Here is a 16,011-nt window from a genome sequence, read left to right on the forward strand (position 1 = left end):
GGCTTTATTGTGCCCAATATTTTGGGTCTTTTTTACAGCGCATATGGCTAAAAATAACGTTTTTAATGGAAAAGCCTAAAAATACCATGGCGTTTCTTGTCTGAAACGCCATTATTCAGGGACGACTCTGTAGTGTCAGCAACATCTAACGTAGTGTCTTCTTTTGAGAGTGAAAGTATAATTGGTGGAAATCCTGCTAAAATAATCGGGTCAATGAGTAATAAAAAATTCAATCACTAAAAATTGAATGAAGTTATGTTTTAAAAATGACTTTTTAGCGCCCTAACATTATTCAGGGCGTTTAGGTTGGGAACGAATCCATAAATCGGCGTATTTTACAAAGGTTGAATGCGCGGATAGTACCGCTAATAAAAAGCCTTGTTTACCATCAAGAAAGCCACGTTTTAGTAAGTACATTTTTACGAAACAGCCAAAGGCATGGAGTGATGCATTGCTTAGCGAGGTTTTTTTTCCTCTTTGTTCTTTCTGGTCAGCAGACAGTTTTGCATAAGATGCAGATTTCACTAAGTAGTGGTGTAGGTCATCGTAAGTGTAATGTGTTAGGTCACCCTGTAAATTTTCAACGATAATTTGCTTATCCAAGAGCACTTTTTCATGCACCAGGTCGTCAGAATAGCGCCCTTCATTGACTTTATATAAGCGCGTCACTCGGTCAGGGTACCAACCAGAGTGTTCAATAAAGCGCCCGAATACCCAACTCTTTCGATTAATGCTGTAAGCCGTCTGTTTTTTGTTTTCATTAATAGCGGTCAAAATGCTGTTTTTTAACTCTTCAGTTACGACCTCATCTGCGTCTATCCATAGTACATAATCTGTAGAGACGTAATTTTGTGCTGCTTGTCTTTGTAAGCCAAAGCCTTTCCAGTCACTTTTAACATAGAAATGGCTAGTGTATTTTTCTGCTATAGCCTGAGTGTCATCGGTGCTGCCTGAATCCAAAATAATAATGTCATCTACCCAGCCGGTTAGGCTATCGAGACACACTTTTAGGTTTTTGGCCTCGTTTTTAACAATTAGTGCAGCGGATAGCGTCACTTTGGTGTTCGAGCTTGTCATGGTGTGGTTTCCAGCGTTGACAGGTTTAGAGTGCTAATAACTTCATCAGGTGTCTGTTGGTTTTGGCAGTTTAAATGCCCCAAAGGACACTCTCTTTTAAAGCAAGGCGAACATTCAAGGTGTAAGTTATGGATGGTTTTTTTGTCGGTCAGTGGCGGAGTAAACAACTCACTGGTAGAGCCATAAATACCATGCACGTAAGTGCCAACGGCGGCGGCGATGTGCATTAGCCCAGAGTCATTGCTTACCGCTTTGTCGGCGGCGGCCAGTAAATCAATCGCATCAACCAATTGCGTTTTTCCGCATAGGTTGACCGCGTATTCACCTAAACCCTCTACGATACGGTCGCCATCTTTCTGATCTTTAGGACCACCTAACACCCAAATCTGATAACCCGCTTCAATGGCACTTTTCGCCAGTTCGTGAAAGTAAGGAATTGGCCATTGTTTAGAAGGGCCAAACTCAGCACCCGCCATCAAAGCGATAGCAGGGCGATCCGATAATTTATGTGCTTTATAGAGTTCTTTTTGATTCTCAGAGTCAACTCGTAGAGTCGGTGAAGGTATATCCAGAGGTGGGTACGCTTTATCCACAGGCAATCCTAACGACGTAAATCGCTTGACTGTCTGATTAAGAATGCTTTTATCCAAAGTACGACGCTCGTTAAGCAATACATAGCGTTGTTCGCCAGTGAAACCCACACGGTGTGGTACTTTAGCAAAAAACGGTACCAACGCCGATTTCCAAGAACGTGGCATCACGATAGCGTGATCGTAATGTTCTGAACGAAGCGAGTGACCCAGTTTGCGACGAATACTGATTCCCCACTCACCATGCCCTGTGGGCAAGGTGATAGCATGGCGTACTTCCGCCATTCTGGCTAAAATAGGTACCGACCATTTAGGGCCAATGACATCAATGACAGCGTCTTTATCTTGCTGTTTTACTGTCATAAAAAGGCTTTGAGCCATGACCATGTCACCGACCCAGGAAGGGCCAACAATGAGATATTTAGCCATTTGCATCCAGCCAAGTCAGGTAGTCTTTCACCCCTTGCGCTAGACCTCTAAATGATCCCTCGTAACCCGCTTCACGAAGCTTAGTGATGTCGGCTTCAGTAAAGCTTTGATAAGCGCCCTTTAAGTGTTCAGGGAAAGGAATGTATTCGATTTCGCCTTTGTTGTACTGTTCAATAATCGTTTCTGCAATGGTTTTAAAGGGTTCGGCTTTGCCCGTACCCAAATTGAAAATACCGGATTTTTCAGGATTGTCTAGGAACCAAAGCTTGGTATTGACCAAGTCTTCTACATAAATAAAATCACGGCTTTGTCCGCCGGCTTCGTAACCATCATAGGCACCAAATAGTTTTGGGTTTTCTCCCGCCAGTACTTGATTACGAAGGTGAAAAGCAACGCTTGCCATGCTGCCTTTGTGTTGTTCACGAGGACCATAGACATTGAAATAACGAAATCCAACAATTTGACTTTTTGCCTTTGGTAAAGCAGCACGTACATACTGATCAAATTGAAATTTAGAATAGGCATACATGTTCAGTGGCTTCTCGTTTTCGCGAGACTCTTGGAAGATAGGCCCAGAACCGTATACAGAAGCAGAAGATGCATAAGAAAAGGGCGTTTCATGTTTTAAGCAAAAATTTAACACGGCTTTAGAGTATTGGTAATTAACGTCCATCACAAATTTACCATTCCACTCCGTTGTCGCAGAACAGGCGCCCTCATGAAAAATAGCAACAGGGTTGATACCCAGTGTGTCATTTTTAATGGCGTCTAAAAAATCGTACATATCCATGTAATCGGCGATATCCAAGTCCGACAAATTTAGACATTTTTTACCATCGGTCAAATCGTCAACGAGAAGAATGTTTTTAATCCCTCTTTTATTCAACGCTTTGATAATGTTGCTGCCGATGAATCCGGCGCCGCCTGTTACTATATACATATGTTGTGATCCTATTGTGAAAGGCTACAATGAGTGGCTATGGATGTATTCGTAGCCACCTAGGTATTTTATCTACTTTGCTTAAAAGTCGTTATTCAATTTTGCCCATGCTATCACTTCTGCTAAGCCGAGAAAAATATGATAACTGCTGGTTCCCGGTAACGGAAAGTCTTTTGCTGTGTTGTCAGCGTTTAAATACTCATTCCAACGGCCGTCGGGCAAAAAATAATAGGTTTGGAGAAAGGCGAGTGCCTTCTCAAGCCGATCGATTTTTTCTTCCTTACCAATGGGCATAACAGTAATGGCTTTTAGATATTCAGTGATTGGCCAAATACGTTTTTCTAGGTCAATCGGTTGAAAAGTGTTGCCATCGATTTGATTGTAAACCCCGCCATTGCTTGCTAGACCATAGCGTGATGCTGTGCGCCATAGTTGCTGCGCTAAATCGATGTAGTCCGCATTTTGTAAGATGCTATTGGCTTGATAAAGTAGCCACACCCACTCAAAGTGATGGCCTGGTTCAACTTGATGGCCTGTTGTCGGATCTGGCAGCCAGTCGGGAGTGAAAAACTCTCGTAAGGTTTTGCTGTCTTTGTGGTAAAAGTGCTCAAGGGTTAAGTCTAGCAAGGACTGGATGACATTTTTATAAGCATCGTCTTGAGTGGCATGGTAAGCCGCAATATAGCCTTCTAATAAATGCATGTGTGGGTTTTGTCGACGAATTTGCGCCATATCAACCGGATACGCTTCATAAAAGCCACCAGATTCTGCTTGCATGTTATCCAGCAAAAAATGATGGGTCTTCTGCATATAGCTTATCGCTCTCTCATCCCCTGTGGTCTTGTAATAGTGACTAAAAGACAAAAGCACAAAGGCCAAGGCATAAGCATCAGAGTGGGTGTCTTTAATAGACAAATCATCATTCAAGGAGAAAATCCAGCGCCCATCAACAAAGTAATGGTCAACAATAAAGTCGAATAAAGGCGTGAGCTTCGCTTCCCATTCACTGGCTGGATGCATTTGACTGGCATGACTGAAGGTATAAAGCTGTCGGCATTGGGTGAGCAATCTTATGCGACCAACTTCGTTACGTGTCCAATTGTGTTGCATGCTCTCATAGCTAAACCCTTGTTTTGTATCGATACCCTTATCAGACCAGTGAATAAGTAGCTCATCAAATAGAAAAGATTGGCAGGCGACAAGAGAGGAATTTAGCATGGAGTAAAAGCCTTATTTAGTCTGTTTTAGGTATGTCCAACTTATTGAGTGAGTATGATAAGATGCCCATCTCCAAAAATCGATTATTAAGTGCTTATGACCTCTTCATATTTGAATTTTAAAGATAAACACATTCTTGTTGTTGGGGATGTGATGTTGGATCGCTATTGGCATGGTGGTACGTCACGTATTTCACCTGAAGCTCCTGTTCAAGTGGTAAAGGTATCGAATATCGAAGATCGCCCGGGTGGTGCAGCAAACGTAGCACTTGGACTGGCTAAGTTAGGCATTTCAGTGACGCTAGTTGGTATTGTAGGTAATGACGAGAACGGCGATGTTTTGACGCGATGTCTTGAGAGAGAAGGCGTAACTTGCCGATTTGTTCGCTCAAAAACGCTGCCGACCATTACCAAGCTTCGTGTTATGAGCCGCCATCAGCAGCTTATCCGCCTAGATTTTGAAGAGCGTGAGGACAGTCTTTCTCAGAATGAGGCACTGGCCCGTGTCGTAGAAAGCTGCTTACCTGAATCTGATGCGGTGATTTTCTCAGATTACGCCAAAGGCTGTTTGGCCGATGTGCAAACCTTGATTCGCTTATCGAACGTAGCGAATGTCCCCAGCTTTGTTGATCCAAAAGGCAAAGATTTTTCCATTTATCAAGGTGCTACCTTGGTAAAACCCAACCTTTTAGAGTTTGAAACCATCGTTGGAAAGTGTCATTCCACCAAAGAGTTAGAAATAAAAGCCAAAGCATTGCGTGAGCAATTTGGTTGGAAAGCGCTCTTGGTGACCCGTGGTGAAGATGGCTTGATATTATTCAGCGATGATAAACCACCGTTTTCCTTAGCAACAGCCGCCAAAGAAGTTTTTGATGTCACGGGTGCAGGTGATACCGTTGTTGCCGTGCTGACCGCGGTGTTTGTTACCAGTAAACGCTTTACCGATGCGGTAGAATACGCCAATCAGGCAGCGGGTTATGTGGTGGGGAAATTAGGTACGGCCTCAATCAGCGCTGATCAGCTGGAAGGCATTATGTTTAAACGCTCTCACGGCACGAATTTTGGCGTTTTATCGCCTGAAGATTTGCTTGAACAAATCAAATTATCGCAAATCAACGGTGAGAAGATCGTCTTCACTAATGGTTGTTTTGACATTCTGCACCCTGGTCACATCGCTTACATGAAGCAAGCAAAAGCCTTAGGCGACCGCCTAATCGTAGCGGTGAATACCGATGCGTCAGTGAAGCGTTTGAAGGGTGATAAGCGACCAATTAACAACCTTGTTCATCGTATGTCGGTTCTCGAAGGCTTGGGAGCGATCGATTGGGTAACCTGGTTCGATGAAGACACGCCAAAAGAAATCATTGAATACTTAACGCCTGATGTTTTAGTCAAAGGAGGAGATTATACGATCGACACTATTGTTGGCGCAGAACATATTCTGGCTCATGGTGGTGAAGTGAAGGTGTTGACCTTTGTAGACGGGTATTCCACCACCGCGATTATCGAAAAAGCGAACCTATAAATGCACGATCAAAATAAAAAAAATACGACAAAAAATGACAATACCGTAACCACAGTGCCCCTTTCTGGCATGAAGACCTATTTTCGCCTATTAGGCTATGTACGATCTTCTTGGGGCTATTTGATGCTCAGTGTGTTGGGGTATGTGATTTACGCGGCCATGGAGCCTGCTTTGGCGGCTTTGTTGAAGCACATCGTCGATGTGGTGTCTGTTGGTACTATTTCTGAAAGTCGTATGCTGATTCCATTGGCTATTTTAGCGGTGTTTATTGCCCGTGGGATAGGGACCTTTCTGGGCAACTATTTTATGGCAAAAGTGGCCAACAATGTGGTGTTTGACCTGCGTACAACGATGTTTAACAAGTTAGTGTTTTTATCCGCAGATTATTACCACTCCATTCCAACGGGCCGCTTATTGGCTAAGCTAACATACGACACTGAGCAGGTCATTGGCTCCATTACTCAGGCGATACGCGTGCTGTTGCGAGAAGGGCTGACAGTGGTTGGCTTGCTCAGCTATATGATCTACATGAATTGGCGCTTGTCCCTGTTGTTTTTGCTTGTCGTGCCGTTAATTGGTGTCATTGTGGCTTACGCCTCGAAACGCTTTCGCAAACTCAGTACCCGTATTCAAAATGCGATGGGGGGGGTAACCGATGTTGCTTCTGAAGCGATTAAAGGCCATGAGGTTGTGAAAATATTTGGTGGCAGTGAATACGAAATTGAGCGTTTTCGTAAGGCGGCCAGTGAAAACAGACGATCACAGCTGAAAATGGAAATGACGCGCTCGTTAAATGTGCCGATCGTACAGTTTATTTTAGCGATTATGATGGCGACCTTAATTTGGTTTGCCTTAAGCCCTTCCATCAGTTCACACATGTCGCCGGGGGATTTTATTGCTTTTCTGACAGCCGCTGGGATGTTGGGTAAGCCTATCCGTCAACTCACGGAAGTAAACAGTATTCTGCAAAAAGGGATTGCAGCATCGTACAGTATTTTCGATTTTATTGACCTCAAAGAAGAGGTTGATGAAGGACAAATCTCAGCATCTTCTGTTAAAGGAGACATTGAATGGAAAAACATGTCTTTTAAATACCATGGCTCGGATAAACAGGCATTGAACAATATTAACCTGACGCTACCAGCGGGTAAAACCTTAGCCTTAGTGGGGCGCTCTGGGGGTGGTAAGTCGACAATTGCTAACTTATTACCACGTTTTTATGATATTGAAAGTGGTCAATTAAATATTGATGGTGTGTCTGTTAGTGATTATAAACTCGCTGATTTACGTCTTAATATTGCTTTAGTAAATCAGAAGGTGGTGTTATTTAACGGCTCCATTCGAGATAACATTGCTTATGGTGCCTTGAAAAAAGCTACTGAGGAAGAAGTGATAGAGGCTGCGAAAGCGGCTAATGCTTGGGGCTTTATTCAGGAATTAGAGCAGGGGTTAGATACCTTAGTTGGGGAAGACGGCGTGCTGTTATCAGGTGGTCAGCGCCAACGCATTGCGATAGCAAGGGCGATCTTGAAAAATGCCCCTATTTTGGTTTTGGATGAAGCAACGTCAGCCCTTGATACAGAGTCCGAGCGAGCAATTCAATCTGCATTAGATGGCTTGATGGCCAACCGTACGACCATTGCGATTGCGCATCGATTATCGACAATTGAAAATGCCGATATTATTGCAGTAGTGGATCATGGTGAGATTGTTGAACAAGGTTCACACCATGAATTACTAGCGATGAATGGCGCTTATGCACAACTGCATAATCAGCAGTTTAGTGAGGTCAGCGCTTAACTATGTGGCTTTATCGTGCGCTCTTTATGATCTTTACCCCTTTTGTTCTTACTAAGGTGCGGCGCTTTCAAAAAAATAATTCCGCTTACCGGGCAAAGGAAGCCATGGGGTACTGGCCAAAAGTCAGTGCTGACTTATGGGTTCATTGTGCATCGGTCGGTGAGGTGTTGGCGGTGCGTCCGTTAGTCGAGCAGTGGCGAAGACAGCATCCATCAAAACGTTTGTTAATCACGACCATGACGCCAACAGGGGCGGAGCAAGTTACCAAAAGTTTTCCATTTGCTGAGCACCGTTATTTGCCGATGGATTGGCGATGTGCCGTAAAGAGAGTCATAACACAATTAGACTGTCGCCATCTCGTTATTGTCGAGACAGAGCTTTGGCCGAATTTGCTGCATCTGGCAAAAGCTCATGGCTTTCAAGTCGATGTGGTGAATGCTCGTTTAAGCGAACGCTCTTTCCAGCGATATCAAAAATTTTCTCTGATCTCCCGTCCATTGTTCGCTCTTCCTGATTCTTTTTTGGCTCATGCCCAAGCAGATGCTGAGCGTTTTACCGCGCTTGGTGCAAGAAAGGTTTCTGTCGTAGGCAATATTAAGTTTGATCTGACTGTGCCTGACACGGTAGTAGAAGATAACTGGCGTCGCCGTTTAGGCGAACGTTTTGTCTGGGTAGGGGCAAGCACTCACCCAGGGGAAGACGAGATTCTTCTTAATGCCCATCAAGCATTAATAAAGGTGCTTCCTAATGCTTTGCTTATTCTGGTGCCTAGGCATCCTGAGCGTTTTGATGACGTTTATCGTCTAGCGAAGCAAGGTGTGAATACGGCGATGCGTCGTAGTCAGTCTTCTCTCGATGATTGGTCTCACACCAATGTAGTGGTAGGCGATTCAATGGGAGAGCTGATGCATTATTATCAAGCATCAGATATTGCCTTTGTTGGAGGAAGTTTAATTGAGCGCGGAGGGCATAACCCCATAGAGCCTGCTTTGTTGGCAAAAGCCATTCTTGTGGGCGAGCATACCTTTAACTTTTTCGATATCACCCAACAGCTTATTGATGCTGGGGGGGCCATCCGTTGTCATAATGAGTCTGAACTGGTGCAACGTTTGATTGAATTGGCTGCTGACCAACCGCAGCGACAGGCAATTGGGCAGAATGCTTTGCAGTTTGCTGAAAAAAATCAAGGGGCCGTTGCAAGAGTCCTTTCTGAAATAGACTTCCATTAGGCGACTGCTTACAATACTGACTTAATGTTTTGTCATATTTGATATCTCATGGGGTGTTTTGCGTATCGTTACAGCAAAACTGAGAAGTGGACTGACCACTAACCCACAGAACCTGATCCAGATTATGCTGGCGTAGGAATTGAGATAGTAATCAACCGGTATAACGTTCGTTTGCCCTTGTTTTACCATTTCCCATGCGCCGCTCATTTATTTTTAGGAGCGACACCTTGAATACTGATTTTCGTACTTTTTGCTCATCGTCTTTGTTGGGTTTAGGTTTGGCTTTGTCCTCTGCGGCGATGGCGACTGAAACGCTTAATGTCTATACCTATGACTCGTTCGCATCAGATTGGGGCCCAGGGCCAAAAATCAAAGCCAACTTTGAAAAAGAGTGTGGTTGCGAGTTGAACTTTGTTGCTCTTGATTCATCGGTGGGTATCTTGTCTCGAGTGCAATTAGAAGGCAAATCGTCCCAAGCGGATGTGTTATTAGGTTTAGACCTTAATTTGACGGAAGCCGCTCGAAAAACAGGATTACTGGCCGATCACGGTGTGGATACGTCTGGTGTGACCGTACCTGGGGGTTGGACGGATAAGGCCTTCGTGCCATTTGACCAAGGGCATTTTGCTTTTATCTACAACACAGAGACATTAAGTCATCCTCCTAGCAGCTTAAAAGACGTGGTGGATAACCAAGACTTACGCGTGATTTATCAAGACCCGCGTACCAGTACGCCAGGGTTAGGTTTGTTGTTATGGATGAAGTCGGTGTATGGCGAGGAAGCCGATGGCGCTTGGGAACGTCTTGCAAAGCACACAGTGACTGTGACAAAAGGTTGGTCTGATGCCTACGGTTTGTTTTTGAAAGGGGAAGCGGATCTCGTACTGAGTTACACCACATCACCAGCTTATCATATGGTTGTAGAGGGCGAAAATCAGTATCAAGCGGCACCAGCAAGAGAGGGACGTTATCCACAAGTGGAAGTCGCTGCTTTAATGAAAGATGCACCGAATCCAGAATTGGCACAGCGTTTTATGCAGTTTATTTTGCAACCTGGCTTCCAATCGACTATTGCGACTGGAAACTGGATGTTGCCTGTGATGGATTTAGATACGCCACTGCCAGCCGCTTTTGATCGTGCTCTGGAGCCTACTCAGAATTTAGTGCTTCCTGCTAGCGAGGTGACACAAAATCGTAAAGCGTGGATCAATGAATGGTTGGAAGCCACGACTCGATAGCCGTTTATTTTTACCTGTGTTGTATGCGCTTAAAAGACTAACCCCCGCACTCTTTGGTGTGGGGGTATTTTTGTTATTAGGAGCGGCCAGTTTGGCGGCTCTTTTGCGTTATAGCGAATTCTCCACTTGGTGGGAATACATGCAGCAGCCTTATCTATGGCGAGTGGTGCGCTTTTCTTTGTGGCAAGCGCTCTTGAGTAGTGGTATCAGCTTGCTGGTGGCCTTACCCGTCGCTTCGTGTTTGATGCATCGGCGCTTTCGAGGTCGAAGCCTATTGTTGCAGTTGTTTTCCGTGTCCATGGTAGTGCCAACTCTTGTTGCGATTTTAGGGCTGGTTGTGGTCTATGGTCGAAATGGCTGGCTGAATCAATGGTTTGGACTAACGACTCCTCTGTATGGTCTGGTCGGCATTTTGCTTGCCCATGTATTTTTTAATATGCCGTTAGCGGTGCGTCTTTTACTGCAAAGCTATGATCTGATTCCTGCCGGGCAATGGCGGCAAGCTTCTCAGTTGGGCTTTTCTCGTTGGGCTGCGTTTCGCTGGATTGAGTGGCACTATGTGAAAAAGGCGTTGCCGGGCGCCTTTGTACTGATTTTTATGCTGTGCTTTTCCAGCTTTGCCGTGGTGTTAAGTCTAGGAGGTGGGCCTAAATCCAGCACGTTAGAAGTCGCTATTTATCAGGCATTGCGTTTTGAGTTTGACCTTAATAAAACCAGTTTTCTTGCTTTATTGCAGGTGATCATTTGCACTTCTTTTGCTTTGCTAGTGTACCGAGTCGCTCCAAAAAATCCTCAAGACGTTAGCTTACTGGCCAGTACTCATTACGTTATCAAAGACTCCCTTTGGGCGAAAGGCGCCGATAGTTTTGCTTTGTTGTTCGCTTTTGTGTTGGTTGTGCCACCGTTTCTAGCGATTTTTGATCCGATTTTTTCTCTATTGTTTGTTCAAACTCTACAATCTTCAGCGCTGTGGCAGGCTACCTGGGTGTCTTTACAGATTGCGGTTCCTGCGGCATTAATGAGTCTTCTATTAGGGCTGAGCTTTGCGGCGTTGGCTCGATTTTGTATGGACCGACCTTACCTTTCTAGGTTGCCAACAAAGATCGAACAACTTGGCAATGTGATTTTAATGGTGCCCGGTTTGGTGCTTGCCACCGGGTTATTTCTATTTTTACGTGATCTTGGCTGGGGGTTTCAGTCGAGTTACTGGGTAGTGGTGTGGGTGAATGCCATCATGGCGTTGCCGTTTGTTTTACGTGCCTTGATGCCAGTAATGTATCAACAGGAAAAACGCTTTCGTCTGTTGTATTTGAGTTTAGGGGTGCACTCATGGTCGCGTTGGTGTCTTGAATGGTCTTTGATTCGAGTGAGTGTTGCGCAAGCACTTGGTTATGCACTGCTGTTGTCATTAGGCGACATGGGCGTGATTGCTTTATTTGGTAGTCAGGGGCTGGTGTCTTTGCCGTTGTATTTGTTTCAGCTAGTGGGAGCTTATCGGCTGGAAGAAGGCGCTTGTGTTGCGGTTGTGTTGATTCTTTTGTGCTTACTGCTGTTTTATGGCTCATCACGTTTTATTGGTGGAGTAACAAACCGTGCTAAACATTGATTTACAATACGATTGGGCCGCTTTTCATGCGAACTATCAAGTAAGTATTGAGCCGGGGGTAACGACGTTGCTGGGAGGCAGTGGAGAGGGTAAAAGTACCTTGCTTCATTTGATCGGTGGCTTTATCACAGGGCAAGGTATTTTGACTTACAAAGGGGAGTCGCTTTTGTCGTTGCCCGCTTATGAGCGTCCTATTTCTACTTTATTTCAAAGTGATAATCTGTTTCCACAATTAACTGTCTGGCAAAACGTCGCCATTGGTTTATCTTCTTCTCTTAAACTTAATCACGAACAAACAGCAAGGGTGCAGTGGGCCATTGAAAAGACGCAACTTGTTGATAAAGTGATGCGTTTTCCACATGCTTTGTCGGGAGGGCAAGCGCAGCGTGTTGCTATTGCGCGAGCCTTGGTACGCAATAAACCGATTCTATTGTTGGATGAGCCGTTCAGTGCACTGGACCCTGGGTTACGAGAAGAGATGCTGTATTTGGTAAAAGACATGACCGGTGAGTTAGGCTTAACCACCTTGTTGGTCTCTCACTTGCCACAAGAAGCCATGTTAAGCGGAGGGAAGGTGCTACTAATTGAGAAAGGACAGGTGACGGCCCACGAGTCTGTTGCTGTTCTGTCTCAGACAGAAGTGCATCCACTGTTTGCCGGTTATTTTGGCCGCGCCCATCGCACCACCATGTTGCCGGAATAAAAAGAGAAGTAAGCCGTTTTTTTGAATAATACGGCTGTCGGCAATGTCGTTGACTGTGTCATCTAGTATTTTGATAAAGAGAGCCCTGTGTTGAATTCACAAGATCCCATAAAAAAAGGCATTCTGTTGACGGTGTTGTCTGCGTTTGTCATGTCGATAACCGCGTTAGCTGCCAAACAGGCGCAAATGACGATCGCTGTGTCGACACTGGTGTTCTGGCAAAGTGTATTTTGTACTCTGATTGTGTTTCCCCAAATGAGAGGGCATTGGAAGAAACGACCATTTTCTGTGTGGAAAATTCACTTAATACGAGGTTTCGGTGGGTTTGCAGGCTTCTTATTTTACTACTGGTCATTGAATCATATTCCCCTTGTCGAGGCGTCTTTATTGCGAACCTGTGCGCCCTTATGTGTGCCTTTCGTTGTGCTGTTACTTCATCGTGTGCACATTCCCAAGTCACGTTGGCTGCCTCTGGTGATTGGCTTTATTGGGGTGGCATTCGTGATTCAACCCACTCCTAATCATCTTAACCCTTGGCATCTCGTCGGCTTTTTATCCGCGATTGGCTTGGCTCTGTCTATGGTGACAACGCGAATATTGTCTTATCAGGTGTCTGGTCAAGAGACGCTTTTTGTGTATTTTCTGTTGTCCGCGTTGCTGTCTTTGCCTTTGATGTGGTTTCAAGGTGACAGTTTGGTCGTTCCTTTGGAAATTTGGCCGTGGATAGGAATCGTTGTATTGGCCTTGTATGTGGGAATGTATCTGTATAATCAAGCGTATCGATTAGCCCCTGCCAGTCTGATTTCACCAGTCAGCTATGTCGGTGTGGTGTTCAGCGGTTTTTGGGGATGGGTGATCTGGGGGCATATTCCTAATGCCTACGCCATTCTTGGTATGCTGTTCATCTTTTTAAGTGTATTGATCAGCTCCAAAATGGCGGAAGGCAAAGGGTAAAAGTTTAAAGGCGGTATTTATTCAATACCGTGGCGATAAAGATACCGGAAAAGGTCAGCGCGATACCGCTGTAGTGAAAGCTCTGTAATTGTTCCCCAAGGAAAACGACCGATAACAGAATACTGAATACGGGCAGTAAGTGAATAAAATGCCCCGCTGTGGCCGCGCCAAGTTTTTGAATGCCAATGTTCCAGCATAAAAATGCCCCGATTGACGAAAATACTCCCATATAGGCAATCGTCCCCCAATTGCCGATAGTAAAGTCTGTAAACTCGCTACGACCAAAAAAATAAAACGGAAAGGCTTGAATAAAGGTGCCTATGATGGCGGTTGAAGTGAAAAAGCCAATTAGTGACATACCTTGAGGTCGCTTAGTTAACATAACCGAATATATCGCCCAACTTATTGCCGCTGTGATGATCCATAGATCGCCACGGGAAAAACTTAAGTGAAATAAGGTGTCCAAACTGCCGCGACTAACAATAGTGACGGCACCTAATGTAGACACCAGTATGCCGGTGTTTTGTAACCAAGTAGTTCGACTGCCCAGCAAAAGTCGAGCAGTCAGAAGAATCATGACTGGCACAATCGCATTCAGTAACACGGCATTAGTGACGGTGGTAGAGGTTAAGCCGATGTAGAGAAACAGGTTATAGTTACAGATGCCTAACCAGCCAAACAACACTAAAAGAGGCCAGTTCTTCTGAATGATGTATCTTTCTTGCCACAGTTTTTTATAAGCGAAAGGCAATAAAATAAGGCACGCTAGGCTCCAGCGAAGAAAAGAAATGGAGTAGGGGTCGATACCGCTGGAGACAGTAATGCGTCCTAAGATGTAATTGCCTGACCAGAAGAAAATGGGTAGGAGTAAGTAAAAAAAAGCAGGCATGAAAAATCCTATTCAAGTGTTTTTTTGGCTTTCTTGGACCAGTTTTGTACGAAAAGACCGACTAAGATAAACGCCAAGCCTATTAATGTCGAAGATAAAATGGGTTCACCCGCAAATTGAGAGAGCCAGATAATAGACAGCAAAGGAGATAAGAAAATCAGGTTAGCAACCTGACTGGTGTTCGTTGTGAGTTTCATTGCTTGATTCCACAGCACAAAACTTAACCCCATTTCAAATAAGCCGATATAAATGGCTCCCCAAACACCGTTTTGATCCCATGTGTCTAATTCACCTGTTACGGCTGCGTAGAGAAAAACAAGCGGCAAAGCAAAGGTGAAATTAAGTGTTAAGCCAATCAGACTGGGTCGAGTGTCCTTAGTATTCAACAACCAATACATGGCCCAAATAATGGTGCTGAGTAAAGCGAACCCAACCCCTGTTATATTGGAAAACTCCAGCGTACTAATTTGTCCACGAGTTGAAATGTATAGCACACCAAAATAGCACGCCCCAGCCGCTAAATAATCGGCGGGCCTAAGACGTTGCTTCAAAATTGGCACGGCCATGAAGCTAAGCATAATGGCCCAAGTGTAATTAATGGCTTGGGCTTCTTGTGCTGGTAAAGTGTTATAGGCCTGAAAGAGAATCAGGTAGTACAAAAGAGGATTGATGGCGCCAAAAAACAACGACGATTTCAAAGAGTGTTTACCTATTTTAACCAGTAATTTTGCTTCACCTCGAAGGGTGATCAGCCCGACTAAGAAAACCCAAGAAACCAAGTTGGCGACCAGCAACAACTGCACGGGCGAAAAGTGCCTTAGCGAAATAGAAAACGCCGTAGCGACAGTAGACCATAAGAGAACGGCGCCAAGCCCATATAGCATGGCTTTGGATTGCGATGAAGCAGGCATATTACGGATACCTAAATGTAATGTTTTGTGATTCTATGGGCTTAACTTTCACCTGTAAAACACTTTGTGAAAAGCGGTTTAAACGCTTTTTGAGATAACGATGGATTTCGTTTACTTATTGTTCATTAGTGCTATATAATGCGCGTCCCTGTAAATCAATACTCCTTGTCTCACAGCTTTTTAACAGGGGAAGCGTGGAGACTAAGAACCCATAAGGAGAGCTTAAATGCGTCATTATGAAATCGTCTTTCTGGTTCACCCAGATCAAAGCGAACAAGTACCAGCAATGGTTGAGCGTTACACTAACCTAATCACTGAAGATGGTGGTCAAGTACACCGTCTAGAAGATTGGGGCCGTCGTCAACTTGCTTACCCAATTAACAAAATTCACAAAGCACACTATGTTCTAATGAACATTGAGTGTTCTGACAGTGTTTTGTCTGAACTAAACGACACTTTCCGCTACAACGATGCCATCATCCGTAACTTGGTGATTCGTCGTAAAGATGCGGTAACTGACGTATCCCCTATTAAAGCTTCTGAAGGTCGCGAAGATCGTCGTGCTGCTCCTCAGCGCGAAGAGCGTAGCAACGACAATGCTGAAAAAGCATCTGAAGAATCTGAAGATTAATTTACACTTATTAGGAGACACTCATGGCTCGTTTTTTCCGTCGTCGTAAGTTCTGCCGTTTTACTGCAGAAGGCGTTAAAGAGATCGATTACAAAGATCTAGACACACTGAAAGGTTATGTTACTGAAACTGGTAAAATCGTACCTAGCCGTATTACTGGCACTAAGGCACGTTACCAGCGTCAGCTAGCGACCGCTATTAAACGCGCTCGCTACATTGCTTTACTTCCTTACACTGACAGCCATTTTAATTAATAGGCTGAAAGAAGTACG

The 16,011-nt window shown here is 44.6% G+C and carries 15 protein-coding genes and 1 riboswitch; of the genes, 9 read left to right on the forward strand and 6 right to left on the reverse strand.

The window, feature by feature from the left end; all coding sequences use genetic code 11:
• Nucleotides 1–288 precede the first annotated feature (288 nt).
• The 4 genes from LG368_RS08445 to LG368_RS08460 all read right to left on the reverse strand — a co-directional run bounded on the left by LG368_RS08445 (nt 289) and on the right by LG368_RS08460 (nt 4,254).
• The gene (locus tag LG368_RS08445) at nt 289–1,077 is read right to left on the reverse strand and encodes a glycosyltransferase family 2 protein (protein WP_226754298.1); all 789 of its coding nucleotides are present in this window, start codon (nt 1,075–1,077) and stop codon (nt 289–291) included.
• The gene (gene waaF / locus LG368_RS08450; protein WP_226754299.1) at nt 1,074–2,096 is read right to left on the reverse strand and encodes a lipopolysaccharide heptosyltransferase II; all 1,023 of its coding nucleotides are present in this window, start codon (nt 2,094–2,096) and stop codon (nt 1,074–1,076) included. The genes LG368_RS08445 and waaF overlap by 4 nt, the downstream gene beginning before the upstream one ends.
• The gene (gene rfaD / locus LG368_RS08455) at nt 2,089–3,036 is read right to left on the reverse strand and encodes an ADP-glyceromanno-heptose 6-epimerase (RefSeq protein WP_226754300.1); all 948 of its coding nucleotides are present in this window, start codon (nt 3,034–3,036) and stop codon (nt 2,089–2,091) included. Before rfaD ends, waaF begins: the two co-directional genes overlap by 8 nt.
• 81 nt (nt 3,037–3,117) lie before the next feature.
• Nucleotides 3,118–4,254: an AGE family epimerase/isomerase gene (locus tag LG368_RS08460; RefSeq protein ID WP_226754301.1), complete on the reverse strand. Its 1,137-nt coding sequence runs from the start codon at nt 4,252–4,254 to the stop codon at nt 3,118–3,120.
• 96 nt (nt 4,255–4,350) lie between these two features.
• Between LG368_RS08460 and hldE the strand changes: the two genes are divergently transcribed.
• The 7 genes from hldE (at nt 4,351) to LG368_RS08495 (ending at nt 13,308) form a co-directional block, all read left to right on the forward strand.
• Nucleotides 4,351–5,778: a bifunctional D-glycero-beta-D-manno-heptose-7-phosphate kinase/D-glycero-beta-D-manno-heptose 1-phosphate adenylyltransferase HldE gene (hldE, locus tag LG368_RS08465; protein ID WP_226754302.1), complete on the forward strand. Its 1,428-nt coding sequence runs from the start codon at nt 4,351–4,353 to the stop codon at nt 5,776–5,778.
• On the forward strand, nt 5,779–7,578 hold the full coding sequence (gene msbA, locus LG368_RS08470) for a lipid A export permease/ATP-binding protein MsbA (RefSeq protein WP_226754303.1): 1,800 nt from the start codon (nt 5,779–5,781) through the stop codon (nt 7,576–7,578). It abuts the gene before it with no gap.
• 2 nt (nt 7,579–7,580) lie between these two features.
• A complete protein-coding gene (locus tag LG368_RS08475; RefSeq protein ID WP_226754304.1) occupies nt 7,581–8,807 on the forward strand; it encodes a 3-deoxy-D-manno-octulosonic acid transferase in 1,227 nt (408 codons plus the stop codon).
• 39 nt (nt 8,808–8,846) lie between these two features.
• A riboswitch (TPP riboswitch) is annotated at nt 8,847–8,964 on the forward strand.
• Between the two features lie 70 nt (nt 8,965–9,034).
• Nucleotides 9,035–10,045 carry a thiamine ABC transporter substrate binding subunit gene (thiB, locus tag LG368_RS08480; protein WP_226754305.1) on the forward strand — a complete coding sequence of 337 codons (1,011 nt, stop codon included), beginning with the start codon at nt 9,035–9,037 and terminating at the stop codon, nt 10,043–10,045.
• A complete protein-coding gene (thiP, locus tag LG368_RS08485; RefSeq protein ID WP_226754306.1) occupies nt 10,017–11,651 on the forward strand; it encodes a thiamine/thiamine pyrophosphate ABC transporter permease in 1,635 nt (544 codons plus the stop codon). The genes thiB and thiP overlap by 29 nt, the downstream gene beginning before the upstream one ends.
• Nucleotides 11,638–12,354 carry a thiamine ABC transporter ATP-binding protein gene (locus LG368_RS08490; RefSeq protein ID WP_226754307.1) on the forward strand — a complete coding sequence of 239 codons (717 nt, stop codon included), beginning with the start codon at nt 11,638–11,640 and terminating at the stop codon, nt 12,352–12,354. Before thiP ends, LG368_RS08490 begins: the two co-directional genes overlap by 14 nt.
• An 87-nt stretch (nt 12,355–12,441) precedes the next feature.
• Nucleotides 12,442–13,308 (forward strand): DMT family transporter, encoded by an 867-nt coding sequence (locus LG368_RS08495; RefSeq protein ID WP_226754308.1) that lies wholly within the window; start codon nt 12,442–12,444, stop codon nt 13,306–13,308.
• Nucleotides 13,309–13,312: 4 nt separating this feature from the next.
• On the opposite strand, the gene LG368_RS08500 is transcribed toward LG368_RS08495, so the two are convergent.
• Together LG368_RS08500 and LG368_RS08505 are read right to left on the reverse strand one after the other, a co-directional pair.
• The gene (locus LG368_RS08500; protein WP_226754309.1) at nt 13,313–14,197 is read right to left on the reverse strand and encodes a DMT family transporter; all 885 of its coding nucleotides are present in this window, start codon (nt 14,195–14,197) and stop codon (nt 13,313–13,315) included.
• 8 nt (nt 14,198–14,205) lie between these two features.
• A complete protein-coding gene (locus tag LG368_RS08505) occupies nt 14,206–15,108 on the reverse strand; it encodes a DMT family transporter (RefSeq protein ID WP_226754310.1) in 903 nt (300 codons plus the stop codon).
• A gap of 226 nt (nt 15,109–15,334) precedes the next feature.
• On the opposite strand from LG368_RS08505, the gene rpsF reads away from it, so the two are divergent.
• The gene (gene rpsF, locus LG368_RS08510) at nt 15,335–15,739 is read left to right on the forward strand and encodes a 30S ribosomal protein S6 (protein ID WP_226754311.1); all 405 of its coding nucleotides are present in this window, start codon (nt 15,335–15,337) and stop codon (nt 15,737–15,739) included.
• A 23-nt stretch (nt 15,740–15,762) separates the two neighbouring features.
• Entirely contained in the window at nt 15,763–15,993 is a 231-nt protein-coding gene (gene rpsR, locus LG368_RS08515) for a 30S ribosomal protein S18 (protein ID WP_024023215.1), read from the forward strand.
• Nucleotides 15,994–16,011: the final 18 nt, after the last annotated feature.

This window comes from Marinomonas algarum (genome assembly GCF_020532605.1).
Classification (GTDB): Bacteria; Pseudomonadota; Gammaproteobacteria; order Pseudomonadales; family Marinomonadaceae; genus Marinomonas; species Marinomonas algarum.

What these genes read in the sequence shown, in the direction of transcription:
- hldE (WP_226754302.1), top strand. Translation starts at nt 4,351, where the DNA reads ATGACCTCTTCATATTTGAATTTTAAAGATAAACACATTCTTGTTGTT.
- rpsR (WP_024023215.1), top strand. Translation starts at nt 15,763, where the DNA reads ATGGCTCGTTTTTTCCGTCGTCGTAAGTTCTGCCGTTTTACTGCAGAA.
- rfaD (WP_226754300.1), bottom strand. Translation starts at nt 3,036, where the DNA reads ATGTATATAGTAACAGGCGGCGCCGGATTCATCGGCAGCAACATTATC.
- rpsF (WP_226754311.1), top strand. Translation starts at nt 15,335, where the DNA reads ATGCGTCATTATGAAATCGTCTTTCTGGTTCACCCAGATCAAAGCGAA.
- waaF (WP_226754299.1), bottom strand. Translation starts at nt 2,096, where the DNA reads ATGGCTAAATATCTCATTGTTGGCCCTTCCTGGGTCGGTGACATGGTC.
- msbA (WP_226754303.1), top strand. Translation starts at nt 5,779, where the DNA reads ATGCACGATCAAAATAAAAAAAATACGACAAAAAATGACAATACCGTA.
- thiP (WP_226754306.1), top strand. Translation starts at nt 10,017, where the DNA reads ATGAATGGTTGGAAGCCACGACTCGATAGCCGTTTATTTTTACCTGTG.
- LG368_RS08445 (WP_226754298.1), bottom strand. Translation starts at nt 1,077, where the DNA reads ATGACAAGCTCGAACACCAAAGTGACGCTATCCGCTGCACTAATTGTT.
- LG368_RS08475 (WP_226754304.1), top strand. Translation starts at nt 7,581, where the DNA reads ATGTGGCTTTATCGTGCGCTCTTTATGATCTTTACCCCTTTTGTTCTT.
- LG368_RS08505 (WP_226754310.1), bottom strand. Translation starts at nt 15,108, where the DNA reads ATGCCTGCTTCATCGCAATCCAAAGCCATGCTATATGGGCTTGGCGCC.
- LG368_RS08500 (WP_226754309.1), bottom strand. Translation starts at nt 14,197, where the DNA reads ATGCCTGCTTTTTTTTACTTACTCCTACCCATTTTCTTCTGGTCAGGC.
- LG368_RS08460 (WP_226754301.1), bottom strand. Translation starts at nt 4,254, where the DNA reads ATGCTAAATTCCTCTCTTGTCGCCTGCCAATCTTTTCTATTTGATGAG.